The organism is Janthinobacterium sp. GW821-FHT03C08 (assembly GCF_059420905.1).
Genome location: NZ_JBWKUP010000009.1, coordinates 62,081 through 76,279, shown reverse-complemented (window position 1 = coordinate 76,279; position 14,199 = coordinate 62,081). Strand labels below are relative to the sequence as shown.

Annotated in this window: 15 protein-coding genes; 5 read left to right on the top strand and 10 right to left on the bottom strand. The window is 63.4% G+C overall.

Going from position 1 to position 14,199, the window contains the following annotated elements; all coding sequences use genetic code 11:
* The first annotated feature begins 242 nt into the window (after positions 1 to 242).
* The 3 genes from AC07VL_RS14340 to AC07VL_RS14330 all read left to right on the top strand — a co-directional run bounded on the left by AC07VL_RS14340 (position 243) and on the right by AC07VL_RS14330 (position 3,157).
* A complete protein-coding gene (locus AC07VL_RS14340; protein WP_494806472.1) occupies positions 243 to 1,508 on the top strand; it encodes a histidine kinase in 1,266 nt (421 codons plus the stop codon).
* Entirely contained in the window at positions 1,495 to 2,277 is a 783-nt protein-coding gene (locus AC07VL_RS14335; protein ID WP_494806471.1) for a LytR/AlgR family response regulator transcription factor, read from the top strand. The genes AC07VL_RS14340 and AC07VL_RS14335 overlap by 14 nt, the downstream gene beginning before the upstream one ends.
* 292 nt (positions 2,278 to 2,569) lie before the next feature.
* Positions 2,570 to 3,157 (top strand): PEP-CTERM sorting domain-containing protein, encoded by a 588-nt coding sequence (locus AC07VL_RS14330; RefSeq protein WP_494806470.1) that lies wholly within the window; start codon positions 2,570 to 2,572, stop codon positions 3,155 to 3,157.
* 82 nt (positions 3,158 to 3,239) lie between these two features.
* On the opposite strand, the gene AC07VL_RS14325 is transcribed toward AC07VL_RS14330, so the two are convergent.
* The 7 genes from AC07VL_RS14325 to AC07VL_RS14295 form a co-directional block, all read right to left on the bottom strand.
* A complete protein-coding gene (locus AC07VL_RS14325; protein WP_494806469.1) occupies positions 3,240 to 4,283 on the bottom strand; it encodes a histone deacetylase family protein in 1,044 nt (347 codons plus the stop codon).
* A 19-nt stretch (positions 4,284 to 4,302) separates the two neighbouring features.
* Entirely contained in the window at positions 4,303 to 5,904 is a 1,602-nt protein-coding gene (gene gshA / locus AC07VL_RS14320) for a glutamate--cysteine ligase (protein ID WP_494806468.1), read from the bottom strand.
* Positions 5,905 to 6,120: 216 nt separating this feature from the next.
* A complete protein-coding gene (gene prmC, locus AC07VL_RS14315) occupies positions 6,121 to 6,951 on the bottom strand; it encodes a peptide chain release factor N(5)-glutamine methyltransferase (protein ID WP_494806467.1) in 831 nt (276 codons plus the stop codon).
* Positions 6,952 to 6,962: 11 nt separating this feature from the next.
* Complete coding sequence (locus AC07VL_RS14310) at positions 6,963 to 7,433, bottom strand: disulfide bond formation protein B (protein WP_494806466.1); 471 nt, start codon at positions 7,431 to 7,433, stop codon at positions 6,963 to 6,965.
* A 185-nt stretch (positions 7,434 to 7,618) separates the two neighbouring features.
* On the bottom strand, positions 7,619 to 8,695 hold the full coding sequence (prfA, locus tag AC07VL_RS14305; RefSeq protein ID WP_076564880.1) for a peptide chain release factor 1: 1,077 nt from the start codon (positions 8,693 to 8,695) through the stop codon (positions 7,619 to 7,621).
* A gap of 90 nt (positions 8,696 to 8,785) precedes the next feature.
* Positions 8,786 to 10,060: a glutamyl-tRNA reductase gene (gene hemA / locus AC07VL_RS14300; protein ID WP_494806465.1), complete on the bottom strand. Its 1,275-nt coding sequence runs from the start codon at positions 10,058 to 10,060 to the stop codon at positions 8,786 to 8,788.
* A 92-nt stretch (positions 10,061 to 10,152) separates the two neighbouring features.
* On the bottom strand, positions 10,153 to 10,842 hold the full coding sequence (locus AC07VL_RS14295) for a response regulator transcription factor (RefSeq protein WP_290602069.1): 690 nt from the start codon (positions 10,840 to 10,842) through the stop codon (positions 10,153 to 10,155).
* Positions 10,843 to 11,011: 169 nt separating this feature from the next.
* On the opposite strand from AC07VL_RS14295, the gene AC07VL_RS14290 reads away from it, so the two are divergent.
* Positions 11,012 to 11,515 carry a hypothetical protein gene (locus AC07VL_RS14290; RefSeq protein WP_290602070.1) on the top strand — a complete coding sequence of 168 codons (504 nt, stop codon included), beginning with the start codon at positions 11,012 to 11,014 and terminating at the stop codon, positions 11,513 to 11,515.
* A 44-nt stretch (positions 11,516 to 11,559) separates the two neighbouring features.
* On the opposite strand, the gene minE is transcribed toward AC07VL_RS14290, so the two are convergent.
* The 3 genes from minE to minC are packed head-to-tail and all read right to left on the bottom strand — an operon-like array spanning position 11,560 to position 13,403.
* Positions 11,560 to 11,811, bottom strand: coding sequence for a cell division topological specificity factor MinE (minE, locus tag AC07VL_RS14285; RefSeq protein WP_034752886.1), 252 nt, complete (start codon positions 11,809 to 11,811; stop codon positions 11,560 to 11,562).
* A 1-nt stretch (position 11,812) separates the two neighbouring features.
* The gene (gene minD / locus AC07VL_RS14280) at positions 11,813 to 12,628 is read right to left on the bottom strand and encodes a septum site-determining protein MinD (RefSeq protein ID WP_071325832.1); all 816 of its coding nucleotides are present in this window, start codon (positions 12,626 to 12,628) and stop codon (positions 11,813 to 11,815) included.
* A 37-nt stretch (positions 12,629 to 12,665) separates the two neighbouring features.
* A complete protein-coding gene (minC, locus tag AC07VL_RS14275) occupies positions 12,666 to 13,403 on the bottom strand; it encodes a septum site-determining protein MinC (protein ID WP_290602072.1) in 738 nt (245 codons plus the stop codon).
* A gap of 379 nt (positions 13,404 to 13,782) precedes the next feature.
* On the opposite strand from minC, the gene AC07VL_RS14270 reads away from it, so the two are divergent.
* Positions 13,783 to 14,169, top strand: a complete 387-nt coding sequence (locus AC07VL_RS14270) for a hypothetical protein (RefSeq protein ID WP_494806464.1) — start codon at positions 13,783 to 13,785, stop codon at positions 14,167 to 14,169.
* Positions 14,170 to 14,199: the final 30 nt, after the last annotated feature.

Genomic DNA, 14,199 nt, shown 5'->3' with positions numbered 1-14,199 from the left:
GTGCTACTTGTTTCATGGGCGGATTGCCCCGGGAGCCCGTCTGAAGAAGCGCATCCGGCGTCCATGTGTGCAATATATATCGCGCGCTATTTAATTGCAAGCTATTTTATTTGTGGGCGGCGCCTGTTGATGCGTTATTTTCTTGTCTTTGTCGCCAGGATTGCCCTTCCGTCGCATAATGGCCACCGCTGCCGGGGCCCATGGTTATGCTGGGTTCCACTTCACACCCCAGGGAAAAAATCATGACCAGCTTCTTTTTCATTCTCCGCCTCACCTTGGCCACGATGATCACCTACATCATCGCCACTGCCATCCTGGTCGAGAACTTCCTGCGCCATGTTTTCGGCCATACCGAAGGCTTCTTTGTCATCGTCGGCGCGCTGCTGGCCTGTGCCGTCATCACGAATGCGTTTTCGCACGTGCGCCGCGTGCGGCTGATCGCCGGCACCGTCAATGCCGGCACCCTGTCGAGCCGCCAGCGGCGCCAGATCGAGATACCGTTCGAGGCGGGCGAAGCGTTCGACATGATCGACGCGGCCATCCGCGAACTGCCGGGCAGCGAAGTGGTCGAAAGCGCGCGCGACAGCCTGCAGGTGCAGGCCCGCGTGCGCCGCGCGGCGCCCTACACGGACACGGGCTTGCCGCGCATGCGGGTGCTGGGCTTCCTGGAGCCGCGGCCGAACCAGATCCTCGCCACCGTCACGCCGAATGGCGAGGCGGGCAGCGTGACCCTGATCTGCGAGCCGGCGCGCAATGCCTGGACGGACTGGTTCCTCGTCGACCATGGCGGCAACCTGGAAAATGCGGAAGCGGTGACGCGGGCGCTGACCCGCCGGGTGGCGCAGCGGCGCCGCGGCGAGCAGGCCGAGGCGCGCCAGACGGTGACGGAAAAGGAACTCACGGTGGCCAAGCTGAGCCTGCTGCATGCGCAGGTGGAGCCGCACTTCCTGTACAACACCCTGGCCAGCGCGCAGCTGCTCACGCGCAGCGACCCGGCGCGCGCCGATGAAATGCTGGGCAACCTGATCCTGTACCTGCGCCACTCGCTGCCGCGCACGGAGCAAGCCATGTCGACCCTGGGCACGGAACTGGAGCGGGCGCGCGCCTACCTCGATATTCTGAAGATCCGCATGGGTGCGCGCCTGAACCTGCAGATTGAGGTACCGCAATACCTGCGCCAGGTGGAACTGCCGCCCATGATGCTGCAAACCCTGGTGGAAAACGCCATCAAGCATGGCCTGGAGCCGAAGAGCGGCGGCGGCACCATCTGGATCATGGCGCGCAGCGGCAACGGTACCGTGATCGTCACGGTGGCCGACGACGGCAAGGGCTTCAGCGACGATGGCGCCGGCACGGGCATCGGCCTGCGCAATGTGCGCGAGCGCCTGCGCCTGACCTACGGCAATGCCGCCGCGTTTGCCATCGTCGCCAATTTCCCCGATGGCGTGACGGCCACCATCACGGTGCCGGACAGCACGGCGCAAGGAGTATCGTATGCATCCGCCTGAAATGACCTGCGTCATCGCCGAAGATGAAACCCTGCTGCGCGATGCGCTGGTGGCGATGCTGGGTGAACTGTGGCCCTGCTTGCGCATCGTCGCCGCCTGCGACGACGGCGGCACGGCCCTGGAAGCCATCGCCACCCTGCGGCCCGACGTGGCATTTCTGGACATCCGCATGCCGGGCCTGACGGGTCTGGAAGTGGCGGCCGGCGCCCTGGCCGCCAGCCCCGGCACGCAGGTGGTCTTCGTCACGGCCTACGACCAGTATGCGATCGACGCCTTCGACCAGGGCGCCGTCGATTACCTGTTGAAACCCATCGCCCGCGAGCGCCTGCAGGCGACCCTGCAGCGCGTGCAGGCGCGGGCCGGCAAGGGGCTGACGCAGGATGGCGCGCTGGCCGGCCTGCTGCAACGCCTGACGAGCGCCCTGCCGGCGGCGGCCAAGTCGCCGCCGCTGGTGTGGCTGACGGCCAGCAGCGGCAAGGATACGCGGCTGATCATGGTGGACGACATCGCCTATTTTCAGTCCGATACCAAGTACACGGCCGTCATGACGGCGGAAGGCGAGGCGCTGCTGCGCAAGCCGATCCGCGAACTGCTCGACGTGCTCGATCCCGCCATCTTCAAGCAGATCCACCGCTCCACCATCGTCAACATGAAGGCGGTGGCCGCCGTCACGCGCGACGAAGTGGGGCGCGGCACCCTGCGCCTGAAGACGCGCCCGGAAACCCTGGCCGTGAGCCAGCCGTTCATGAGTTTGTTTCGCAATATGTAGCCCCGGCGTCAGGCGCTCGACGCCGCTGACGCAGCATGCACCGTCAAGCTGGACGGGAGACCCGGCGTTCCCGTCTGCCTTCAGTATCACCTCCCGTCTGGATATCTGCGTGCCCCAGCCCGTGCGCCGCATGGATGCCTATCGAATTGCAAGCGTTTGCCGACACTCTCGGCGACAGGGGGAAATCTGCCCTGACTGAATAAAATTACAATTACGATAACATTCATCGCGACGGGTTGCCGTCACTGTTGCTCCCTGCCTGTATAACGCCCGACCAATATACGAGGAAACCATGAAAAAATATCTGTTGTCTGCCGTGCTAAGTCTCGCCGGACTATCTCCTGCTCATGCGGAACCGAACGAATGGTATTTCACCTATCGTGGCTTTGTCGACGCGGCCACCGGCGTGTTCAATCCCGAGATGGTGCTCCAGGGGGTATTCGTCGGGGAGGACCGTAATGCCGATGGGGTGGTTACGCTCGAGGAGCTGAGCTATTTCGAATCCCAAGGCCGCCGGTTTTTGCCGAAGGTAGCAAATCCGGGCGGGTCGGGATGCGGTGGCTACTATCTCTCGTGCAACGTGTATAACTTCAGTTATGCGCTGACGGGACAACTTGACTATACCGTCGGCACCCATGGGGCGGACGAATTTTATAACCACTGGTGGTTCAGCGATACCGTGACCGGCAGCCACTTCAGCCAAGGGTCAGGAGACATATTCCATGAGGAAAGTTGGGTAAGCCGCTATAACTGGTCCGACAAGACGACCTTCAATATCGTCATGTTTGGCGTTCCTGAGCCAACGGCCGCGTTGATGCTGCCCGCAGGCTTGGCCCTCATGTACTGGGTGCGCGCACGCCGTCGCACACTTTTCGCTTAGTCTTGTTTTCTCTACCGGATATCCCGGCGCTCAGCCGGGTCATCCGGTATTGCCGCAACGGGGCAGGAGTGTGCCGCTTGCCTTACTCTGCCGTTTCGTAGCCTTCGAGGACGTTGACGACATTGATGCCCAGTTCTTTCACCGCATAACCCCCTTCGAGGATGAAGGCGGTGGGCAGGTTCAAATGCGCCAGGCGCTCGCCCACGCGCAGGTAGTCGCCGCTTTGCAGGGTGAAGTGCGAGAGGGGATCACCAGCAAAGGTGTCCACGCCGAGCGAGACCACCAGCGCGTCGGGCGCGTACATGGTGATGCGCAGGCAGGCCGTCTCCAGCGCGGCGAACCAGCTGGCTGTGGAGCTGCCGGCCGGCAGCGGCAGGTTGACGTTGTAGCCGAGTCCCGTGCCGCTGCCCGTTTCATCGGCGTGGCCCAGGTAGAACGGGTATTCGTTGCGCGGGTCGGCGTGGATGGAGGCGAACAGCACGTCGTCGCGTCCGTAAAAGATGCTCTGCGTGCCGTTGCCGTGGTGGTAGTCGATGTCGAGGATGGCCACCTTGCGGGCGCCGTCGTCGAGCAGGTGCTGCGCGGCCAGGGCCGCGTTGTTCAGGTAGCAGTAGCCGCCAAAGAAATCGCTGCCCGCGTGGTGGCCCGGTGGCCGCGTCAGGGCGAACGTGGCGCGCTCGCCCAGGCGCAGCGCGTGCGCCGCATTGACGGCGCAGTCGGCGCCCGTCTTGGCCGCCGTCCACGTGCCGGCCGTCAGCGGCGTGCCATTGTCCATCGAGTACAGGCCCAGGCGGGCCGTGAAATTTTCCGGTTCGATGTCGTGGCGCAGGGTACGCACGGGCCACACGGACGGCAGGGCATCCTTGCCCGCGTTGTCGGGATCGAGCGCCAGCCAGTCGTGCCAGGCGTGGCGCAGGAAGTGCAGGTAGCGGGGCGTGTGGATGCGTTCCAGCGATGTGAGCGGCACGCCGTGCGGCGTGACGATGCGGCCCAGGTTGCGCCGTCCCAGTTCGGCCACCACCATGTCGGCCCGCTCCGGCGTCTCGAAGCAGGGCACCATGGCGCCGCGAAACCATTCGAAGCGGCCCCGGTGCTGGCCGTGCAATTCATTGTAGAAGGTCAGCATGGGGGCGTTTTGCGCAAGGTCAGGTGTGCGAACACAGGGTGCTGGCGCGGTAGGCGGCGACGAAGTCGTCGAAGCTGCCGGCGGGTGCCGTTTCCATGGCGCGCTGCTCGGCCAGCGAGCTTTCCGCCAGCGCGTCGAAATACGCGCTTTGCTCGGGTGTGGGCGGATGCGCGCGGAACCAGGCGGCGTGGCGCTCGCTCTGGCGCAGGCCGAAGGCGGCAAACGAGCCGCCGTTGGCGCGCAGCTCGGCCAGTACCTTGGCCGATGGCGTCGCGTCCGGGTCTGCCAGTTTACGGGCTTGCGCCGCCAGGCTGTCCGCATGCGCCGTGCCGCCAATGCGCGCGTCCAGCAATGCCGCCACGGGCGCGATGCGCGCCAGCAATTCCTCGCCCCACGCTTGCAAGCCGATCTCTTCGCCGTCGCGGCGCAGGCTCAGGCCAGGCGTGCGGCCTTCCTTCACGGTGCGGGCGAAATTGTTGGTGTAGCAGGCGCTCTGCTCGGCCGAGATGGGGCCGCTGTCGTCGAGCGCGCAGAACAGCAAAAACGCGTCGAGGAAGCGGCCCGTCTCCAGGCTGATGCCGACCGGCTCGAACGGGTCGACGTCCATGCAGCGCACTTCGATGTATTGCACGCCGCGCAGGCACAGGGCCTGGATCGGGCGCTCGCCCGTGCGGATCACGCGCTTCGGGCGGATGGTCGAATAGTACTCATTTTCGATCTGCAGCACGTTGGTGGACAGCTGGATCCACTCGCCATCTTTTTTAGTGCCCAGCGCTGCGTACGGCGGATACGGGTCGTTGACGGCGTGCGTGAGGGCGTTGACGTAGTCGTCCAGGCTGTTCTCGTGCGGACGCAGGCCCGACTGGGCATCGTTCTGGTAGCCCAGGTCGCTCATGCGCAGGCTGGTGGCGTAGGGCAGGAACAGGGTGTCGTCGGACAGGGTCTCGAGCTTGTGCGCGCGGCCGCGCAGGAAGCCGCTGGACAAGGCCGGCGAGGCGCCGAACAGGTACATCAGGAGCCAGCTGTAGCGGCGGAAATTGCGGATCGTCGCCAGGTAGCTTTCCGACTGCACATCCTTGGCCGTGGCCGTCGCGTGCGCGGCGCTGGCGCGGGTGTCCGGCTGGCTGGCCAGCACTTGCCACAGCTGCTCGTCGAGCGAATAGTTGTAGTGGATGCCGGCGATGCATTGCATGGCTTTGCCATAGCGCAAGGCCAGGCCGCGCCGGTAGACGTGCTTGAGCATGCCCATGTTCGACGTGCCATAGTTGGCGATCGCGATGTCCGCTTCCGGCGGCAGCTGGCACGGCATCGACTGGCTCCACAGCAGTTCGTCGCCGAGGCGGCTGTAGGCGTGGCGGTGCACGGTGTCCAGCTTGTCCAGGGTGGTGGCGATGTCGGCCTCGGCCGGCGTGATGAATTCGAGCAGCGCTTCGGCGTAGTCGGTGGTGATCTCGGGGTGCGTCAGCGCCGAGCCCAGGACGGCGGGGTGGGGCGTGGAAGCCAGATGGCCGGCGGCGTCGACGCGCAGGGTTTCACGCTCGATGCCGCGCAAGCCGCCCAGCAGCGCGCGGTTGGCATCTTCGGTCAGCAATGCCAGGCGGCGAGTCAACAGGTTGGGCAATTTGAGCTTCCTTTCTTGTGCAGCAGATAAATAATTTGTGCTGAGATTAACCGAATTTTGGCAAATGCGTCGGCGCCGGCCCAAAAAACGCCGCGTCGCCAGCGTCCGCCCCGGGGAGCGGGGGCGGCGCTTCGGTCAGGAATTCGCTTGATATTTTAACAAACTGAGGGGGGATCTGGCGCGTCGCTGGATCAAGCGCCGCGCACAGGAAGCGGGTCAGCCCAGGCGGGCGCCGCTGACCCGTTCGATGCCGGCCAGGTCGCGCCAGCTTTGCACCTTGGCGTAGCCGGCGTCGGCCAGCAAGGCGCGCACGGAGGCCGCCTGGTCGTAGCCGTGTTCCATCAGCAGCCAGGCGCCGGCCGCCAGGTGGCGCGCGGCGCCGGCGACGATGGTGCGCAGGGCCGACAGGCCGTCCGCGTGGTCCGTCAGCGCGCCCGTGGGCTCGAAGCGCAAATCGCCTTCTGCCAGGTGGCGGTCGCCGCTGGCGATGTAGGGGGGATTGGAGACGATCAGGTCGAACTTTTCCGTGCCCAGCGCCTCGAACCAGTCGCTGGCCATGAAGGTGATGTTGACGCCGTTGGCGCTGGCATTGCGGCGCGCCACGGCCAGGGCCGCGCTGCTCACGTCCAGGGCCGTGACGACGGCGTCGGGCCGCGTGTGCGCCAGGGCGACGGCGATGGCGCCGCTGCCCGTGCCCATGTCGAGCACCCGTCCGCCCGGCGGCAGGCGCTCGAGCGCCAGTTCCACCAGCACTTCCGTGTCGGGACGGGGGATCAGCACGGCGTCGTTCACTTCAAAGGGCAGGCCGAAGAATTCGCGCTGGCCGACGATGTAGGCGATCGGTTCGCCCTGCAGGCGGCGCGCCAGCAAGCCTGACAGGCGCTCCGCTTCGCTGCTAGTAAGGACTCGCTCCGATTGCGTGATGAGGCCCACGCGCGACAGGCCCAGCGCGTGGCCCAGCAGGATGCGGTTGTCGAGCGGGTCGAGCAGCGGACGGATTTGCAGGGCGCCGATAGTGCTGCCGGCGGGAATCAAGGTTTCTGGCATGGTGCTTTCAATTATTTCTGACGGCGCAGCAAGGTCCACAGCAGGCCGATGGCAAAAATGGCGAACCAGGCGAATGCCCATTGCGGGATCGACAGGCCGAAGAACGGCTCGCCGGCGTTTTCGCAGGCGCCGTACGATTCAAACATGAAGGGCATGAGCTCGGCCGTGAAGACCTTGTTCAGCGCCGTTTCCACGGGATCGATGCCGCACGAGAAGCCGGGATGGGCCAGCACGTACAAATGCTTGGCGCCCACGCCCAGGCCGCCCAGGGCGGCCAGCAGGCCGACACCGGCGCCGATGGTTGGCTTGTTCGCCGCCGCGCCCGCGAGGCAGGCGATGGCGATGGCGAGGAAGAGGTAGCGCTGGATCACGCACAGCGGGCACGGCGCCATGTTCATGGCATGCTGCAAATACATGGCCACGCCCAGCATCAGGAAACACAGGGCGGCGATCAACAGGAGGACGGTGCGTGAATTTTTCATGGGCGACACGGTGAGGTGGATGGAATCGAGCTACGCATTCTCGCACAAGGCCGGATTTTTGTTGCTTAGCCGCTACTTAAACCCTTGATCTGGCTGGGCGCTGTAAAAAGTGTTCAGGGCAAGGCGCAGCGCCGCAGGCAGTACGAAGGTACGGCCAGGCGATGCAACGCCGCCCTGGACGCTTTTTAATCGCCCAGCGCTGCTAAAAGCTCCGCCTGGTGCTCTGCCGCCAGCGCATTCGTCAGTTCCGTCAAATCGCCGTCCATGATGAAGTCCAGTTTATATAGCGTCAGGTTGATGCGGTGGTCCGTCAGGCGGCCTTGCGGGAAGTTATACGTGCGGATGCGCTCGCTGCGGTCGCCCGAGCCGATCAGGCTCTTGCGCGTGGCCGCTTCCTTCGACTGCTGTTCGCGCAGCTGCACGTCCTTGATGCGGGCGGCCAGCACTTTCATGGCTTGCGCCTTGTTCTTGTGCTGGCTGCGGTCATCCTGGCATTCCACCACGATGCCGGTCGGCAAGTGGGTGATGCGCACGGCCGAATCCGTCTTGTTGATGTGCTGTCCGCCCGCGCCCGAGGCGCGGTAGGTGTCGATGCGCAGGTCGGCCGGGTTGATGTTGACGTCTTCCACCTCGTCCGCTTCCGGCATCACGGCCACCGTGCAGGCGGACGTGTGGATGCGGCCCTGCGTTTCCGTGGCCGGCACGCGCTGCACGCGGTGGCCGCCCGACTCGAATTTCAGCTTGGAATACGCGCCATTGCCGACGACGCGCACGATCACTTCGCGGTAGCCGCCCAGGTCGGAGTCGGACGAGGACACCAGTTCCACCTGCCAGCGGTTGCGCTCGGCAAAGCGCGTGTACATGCGCAGCAGGTCGCCGGCGAACAGGGCCGATTCGTCGCCGCCCGTGCCGGCGCGAATTTCCAGGAAGATATTGCGCTCGTCATTGACGTCCTTCGGCAGCAGCATGGTCTGCAATTCGCGTTCCAGCTGCGCCATGGTGGCTTTCGCCGCCTCGATCTCTTCCTGGGCGAAGTCCTTCATGTCCGGGTCGGCCAGCATTTCTTGCGCTGTCGCAATATCGTTGCCCGCTTCCTGGTAGGAACGGTACAGGGCCACGAGCGGGCCCAGCTCGGCGTGCTCGCGCGTCATCTTGCGGTAGCTGTCCATGTTCGACGTGGCGTCGGGATGCATCAGCAGTTCGTCGAGTTCGACCAGGCGGTTCGCCAGTTGATCGAGTTTGGCCAGCATGGATGGTTTCATAGCGGTTCGCGGTAAAAGAGGGTGTATAGGGTGCGGCGCGCCCGGCGGGCGGGCAGGGGCGGCCGCGCGCGGGCGGCCAGCGGGGCTGCGCTAACGGCGGGGACGGAACAGTTTCGGCAGCAGGGTGGCCAGCTGCTTGCGCTCGTCGCCTTGCGCGTGGTGCAGCGCCTGCTGCGGGCCGTGCAGGAACTTGGCCGTCAAGCCTTTCGACAGCGCTTCGAGGACGGCATCGATGTCGGCGCCCTTGGCCAGCATCTTGCGCGCCCGTTCCACTTCCATCAGGCGCAGCGCTTCGCTGTTTTCATGCAGATGCTGGATGACGGGCACCATGGCGCGGTCGTCGACCCAGCTCATGAAGGATTGCACGCGCGTCTCGATGATGGATTCGGCTTGCGCCACGGCCGCCTGCCGGCTTTCCAGGCCCGTTTGCACGACCTTGCCCAGGTCGTCGACCGTGTACAGGAAGACGTCGTTCAAACGGCCCACTTCCGCTTCGATGTCGCGCGGCACGGCCAGGTCGACCATGAACATGGGCTTGTGGCGGCGCGCCTTGATGGCGCGCTCGACCAGGCCCAGGCCCAGCAGCGGCAAGGACGACGCCGTGCACGAGATGACGATGTCGAAGCGGTGCAGCTGTTCCGGCAGCTCGGCCAGGCGGATGGCCGTGCCGTTGAAGCGGTGCGCGAGTTCCTCGCCGCGTTCCATGGTGCGGTTGGCAATCGTGATGCTTTTCGGATTTTGTGCGGCAAAGTGCGTGGCGCACAGCTCGATCATTTCGCCGGCGCCGATGAACAGCACGTTCTGTTCGGCGATCTTGTCGAAGATGCGCTGCGACAGGCGCACGGCAGCGGCCGCCATGGAGACGCTGTGGGCGCCGATTTCCGTGCTGCTGCGCACTTCCTTGGCGACGGAGAAGCTGCGCTGGAACAACTGGTGCAGATAGGTGCCCAGGCCGCCCGCCTCGTCGGCCGTGCGGATGGCATCCTTGATCTGCCCCAGGATCTGCGTTTCGCCCAGCACCATCGAGTCGAGCCCGGAGGCGACGCGGAAGGTGTGGCGCACGGCATCGTGCTGCGGCAGCATATAGAGATGGGGGCGCAACTCGCTGTAGTTCAGCTGGTGATAGTCGGCGAGGAAATGCGCGCCCGCGTCGAGCGGGTTCGGCACGTGGCTGGCCGCATACAATTCCGTGCGGTTGCAGGTCGACAGGATGGCCGCTTCGTCGTTGTCGCGCAGGTCGATGCGCTGGAACCAGGTGCGCGCCGCCATCACCGCCTGGCCCAGATGCTCAGGCGCGAACGCCAGCTGTTCGCGGAGCGACACTGGTGCGGTGGTGTGATTGAGGCCGACGGCGAGCAGTTGCATTTCAGGGCTGTTGGGAATTCTTATGCCGACATTATAGCGCTTTGTGCCCGCTCTTTGAGCAGCTCGCCTGTTTTCCTCCTGGCGCGCGGGCGTCACCCCCCCAGTTTTTCCAGGCGATAACCGTAACTGTAGACGGGCACGAGGCGGTAGCCGTGTTCCGGTTTTAGCTGCAACTTGTTGCGCACGCGCGAGACGTGGGTATCCATGGTGCGCGACGGCAGGGCCGTATCGCGCTGCCACACGGCTTCATGGATGTAGGCGCGCGACAGGGGCCGGCCCAGGTTGCGGAAGAACAGCAGCGCCAGGGCGAATTCCTTGTGCGTCACGTCCAGCACTTCGCCATCGCGCAGCAGGCGGCCGGGGCGGGTTTCAAATGTGTAATGGCCGAATTGCAACTGTTCGGCGCCGTTCTGGCTCGGATAGGCCACGCGCAGCAGCGCCTGGGTGCGCAGGGTCAGCTCGCTGCGCCGCAGGGGCTTGATCATGTAGTCGTCGGCGCCGGCCGTCATGCCCGCCACCACGTCGTCCTCGCCGGAGCTGTTGGTCATAAACAACACGGGCGCCTTGGGCGCCAGTTTTTCGCGTGCGCGGCGCAGCACTTCGGCGCCATCGAGGTCGCTGACATGCCAGTCGAGGATGAGCATGTCGCAACTGTCCTTGCGCAGCTGGCCCAGCATTTCCTTGCCACTCTGAAACTCGTGGCAAGCGTGGCCGGCGGCGGTGAGCACCTGGCAGATCAGTTCTGCCTGACTATGGTCGCTATCGAGTACGGCAATTCGCATGATTGGCTGAAGTGTGTAGCAACAAACAGACGGTCTGTTCTGCTTATCGTAATGTTAAGGAATGCTCAAGTGAAATATAACAGAGATTGCAACTGTGTCCAGTGAAATCGGCGGGCACATTCTTTACGTTACACTTGTTCATCTACCCCCTACCAGCGGAGAAATGGCAATGGCAGACAAGAGCAGCACCGATTGGACCCTGATACCGGGCAGCCGTGCCGAAATCGAGCAAGTGCGCGAGCGTTGCCGGCGCCTGGTGCAGCGGCGCGCCATGATGTCGGCCGGTGCCTCGGCCATTCCCATTCCCGGCATCGACCTGATGTCGGACGTGGGCCTGTTTTCCATGCTGATCAACGATATCAACCACGAATTCGGCCTCACGCCCGAGCAGATCGAGCGCCTCAACCCGCAGTTCAAGCTGATGGCCTACCGCGCGGCGGTGGGCATGGGCGGCATGCTGGTAGGAAAATTGGTGTCGCGCGAACTGATACTCCAACTGCTCAAGCGCAGTGGCGTCAAGATTGCCACCAAGCAGGTGGCGCGCTTCGTGCCGTTTGCCGGCCAGGCGGTGGCGGCGGCGATCGGCTATGCCGTATTCCGCCAGATCGGCAACCAGCACGTGAATGCCTGCGCCGCGGTGGCGCAGGAGTTGCTCACGGTGCGGCCGGATTAGCCTGGAGCGCCCGTCCCGGGCGTGGCCAGGAGGGGCGAAAGGCATCAGGCGTCAGGCAAGACCACGTTGACGTCGAGTACTTCCAGGTTGCCCTGGCGGTCCAGCGAAATCTTGATGTCGTCGGCGTTGACCTTGGTGTACTTGGAAATGACGGCGATCAGTTCCTTGTGCAGGGCGGGCAGGAAATCCGGACCATCGCGTCCGCTGCGTTCGCGGGCGATGATGATCTGCAGGCGTTCCTTGGCCGCGGTGGCCGTCTTCGGCTTGGGGGGGAACAGGAAAGAAAGCAAGGCCATATCACTTCGCCCCAAAAATGCGCTGGAGTAATCCAGGCTTTTCATAGTTGGTAAAGCGCAACTCGACATCTTCGCCGAGGAAACGCGAGACCACGTCTTCATAGGCTTGCGCCACGTCCGTGCCCTTGAAATGGATGGCCGGATTGCCCTGGTTCGAGGCGGCCAGCACCTGCTCCGATTCGGGAATGATGCCTACCAGCGGGATGCGCAGGATTTCCTGCACGTCCTGGTAGGACAGCATTTCATCCGATTCCACGCGTTTCGGCGAGTAGCGGGTGATCAAGAGGTGTTCCTTGACGGGTTCGCCGCCCGTCTGCGCGCGGCGCGACTTGGCTTGCAGGATGCCGAGGATGCGGTCCGAATCGCGCACGGACGATACTTCCGGGTTGGTGACGATGATGGCTTCGTCGGCAAATGTCAGCGCCATCAGCGCGCCATGCTCGATGCCGGCCGGCGAATCGCAGATGATGAACTCGAAACCCATGTTGATCAGGTCGTTCAACACGCGTTCCACGCCTTCTTCCGACAGGGCGTCCTTGTCGCGCGTCTGCGAGGCGGGCAGGATGAACAGGTTGTCGCAGTGCTTGTCCTTGATCAAGGCCTGGTTCAGGGTCGCCTCTTTATTGATCACATTGATCAGGTCGTAGACGACGCGGCGCTCGCAACCCATGATCAGGTCGAGGTTGCGCAGGCCCACGTCGAAGTCGAGCACGGCTGTCTTGTGGCCGCGCATGGCCAGGCCAGTGGAAAAACTGGCGCTAGAGGTCGTCTTGCCGACACCGCCCTTGCCGGACGTCACAACAATAATTCTTGCCACAAATAATCCTTTTCAGATATCTCTTGAATTGTGCAGCTTAAGAGCGGTTCACGGGAGTGACCGGATTGACAGAGTGTATATCGATTCTGTCTCCAGCCAAACGAATTTGCGCGGGTCCGCGCGCCATTTCCGGGGGGAAACCATCCTCGAACGTGCGGTACACGCCGGCGATCGAGACCAGTTCCGGTTCCATGGCCAGCGCGAAGATGCGCGCCTGGGCATTGCCCGAGGCGCCGGCCAGCGCGCGGCCGTACAGCGAGGAATACACGTGGATGCTGCCGTCGGCGATGATTTCGGCGCCATTGTTGACGACGGCCGTGATGATCAGGTCGCAGCCGCGCGCATAGATGCGCTGGCCGGCCCGCACGGGCGTGTCGACCACCATCACCTGCGCTTCGGCGCCGGACTGGGCGGCGGCCGTCGGGCCATCCTTGGGCGGCGCATCGTCGCGCGTCTTGCCGCTGTCCAGGCTCAGGCCTTGCGCCAGGATGGCCTCGTGCATCTCGGCCGGCGCATTGCGCACGGCCACGGCATTCAAGCGGTATTTTTTCAGCAGGGCCACCAGCGCGGCCCAGTCGACGGGCGTGCTGCCGGACGGCAGGGCGGCCACGTCCAGCACGGCCAGGTCGTCCTCGAAAAAGTCCGCTACGCCTCCTGTCATGTCGTGCAAGGCGGCATCGAGTGCCTGCGTATCGGCGCTATGCAGGATGGCGGAGACAGCGACGACGGTGGAAATCTTGATTTCAATAGGCTTCTGCGACGGGCTTTTGGACATAAACATTTAATCAAGGTGAAACTGCGGCAGGCCAGATGTTCCGTACGGCAACAATGGTAGCAGTAAATTTCTTGCATTCTACTGCAAAAAAATCGGCATCAGGGGCCTGGCGCGTGCTATTCCGCAGGGCAACACCTACTTCCTGTCAAAAAAAACGGGCGGCGCCCCGAAAGCAGCCGAGAATGCGCCCTGACGGCGCTGTCCCTGGATCAAGCGGCGCCCATCTGCTGCGCCATCTCCACCCTAGATTGCTTGTGATAACATTAACAATGAAGCAACTGCACCTTATCTGGCGGGGGAAAGTCCTCGCAAGAAATCATCGCTTGAAATGGAAGGTTTAGCTTCTGCAGGCACAACAATAAATGCATGGCTTTGCACGATGAAAAAGAATATGTTCGGATTTTTATTTGTTTTAATTTTCATATCCCTACTTTTACTCCAGGAGAACTATAGAGCGCCATCGACGAAGCATTTCTATCTTGCGCTCAAAATACAGGGGACATCACTGCACAAGTATATTGTTGATTGTGGAGGCGCAAGCGGTGGGGTGATTGCGGAAACATGCCTGCTCAGCGGCGAACCGGATGTCGGCGAAATCGATGCGGCATTAAAGAATACCCAATGGAGGGATTTTTCTGACAACAGGGATGCCCTGTCTTATTACCGCGGGTGGTGCAAGGAGCATGCCCGCATATATCTCGGTCGAGGAAAAAAAGGCTGGCAAATCACCTACTTATTTGACATGGCTTTTCAATGTCCTGGCTGAAGTTGCTATAAGAACAGTATGTGCATGGGA